This window comes from Salinivibrio costicola subsp. alcaliphilus, from assembly GCF_001996185.1.
Classification (GTDB): Bacteria; Pseudomonadota; Gammaproteobacteria; order Enterobacterales; family Vibrionaceae; genus Salinivibrio; species Salinivibrio costicola.
Genome location: NZ_MUFR01000098.1, coordinates 1 through 1,340 on the forward strand (window position 1 = coordinate 1; position 1,340 = coordinate 1,340).

A 1,340-nucleotide genomic window follows, 5' to 3' on the forward strand; every position below is an offset into this window, starting at 1 on the left:
GTTCAAGCTTCTGCTGTTTGGTTAAAGTCACTTTCATAGGTAGGAATCATGATCCTGTTTCTACGTAAAATCAAGCATCTTCAATGATCACGGGTATAACCAATGTGTATTGACCGTTTTTTTCCTCAAACGAGAGATCAATACGAGATAGAGCACGACCGTATTTATCCGGCTCAGTCACGATCACACCATTAACAACTGCTTTATCAATGCGAGTATGCATATGGCCGGCGACAATCGCATCAAGTTCTGGATTGGCATTGGCAATATCTGTGACCCCGGTATTCGCAATGTCGTTTTCATTATCCAGGCCCATGTGGGCGACTAAGATAAGAGCGTCGACATCATTTTTGAGTGTCTCGACCACTTTTTTAACTTCCAGTGAAGGTTGGTAAAGGTCACGCCTTCGAGTCGCCCGGTGCCTTCGGCAAAGACTTGTGTCATCGGTGTATCCATACCAATTACACCCACTTTGATGCCATTTCGCTCGATGATGGTATGAGCGGGTAAAAAAGGGTTGCCGTCAGGTCGTTTAATATTGCCGCCGAGTGATTGTCCCTCAAATTGATCGAGCGAGCGCTGCAAAACATCCAAGCCAAAATCAAACTCGTGGTTACCCATGACCCATACATCATAATCCATTTGGTTAAAACCAAGCATCATTGGACTTGTCGCTTCATCCTTAAACGTCTCGACAAAGTTACCTTGAATGGTGTCACCCGCATCGACCATGATGACGTTTTTGTTGGTGCTACGAATATCCGCTACCTTGGTCGCGATCTGGCTCAAACTGCCACGCATATTGAGTTTGTCTGCCGCGTAATCCCATGGCATGAAATGGCCATGTAAATCTGATGTGCCAAGGATAGTGACATTATGCATATCCCCATCAGCGGCAAGAGTGGGGAACGAGAGTGAGAGCATGATCAGACTAGCGAGGGCGTTTTTTTTCATCAGAGAGTACCTGTTTAAAAAGTTAGGCGAACCTTAAGGGAAATGAGCACTACATAGAGTGACTAGCGTCATGCTTTTGGATTGTTAATATCAGTGGGTTACATTTTTATGAGATGTTGCACGCTTTCAACAATATCAGGGATAGAACAATGCCTGTGACAACGAAGATCATGCTTTAATTTTATATTAATCAGATACTTGAGGTTTTTTTGTCTTTTTCTTTTATTTTTCAAAGTCGATGAAATGATTCTGTCCTACGCTGAAATTGAACAATTTTAAGTAGATATAAAGTAAGCGGGTATTTCTACCCGCCTGGTGATTGAATGGGCGCTTTGTTATAGGGCAATAAATCGCTGACATCACAGCTCTCTTCTCGCTGAGGTAGC

1 pseudogene is annotated in these 1,340 nt (G+C 43.4%); it reads right to left on the reverse strand.

The features are described from left to right. Window positions 1–97: 97 nt before the first annotated feature. Window positions 98–954, reverse strand: a pseudogene (locus tag BZJ21_RS15290) (metallophosphoesterase); the annotation flags it as partial. Window positions 955–1,340 lie beyond the last annotated feature (386 nt).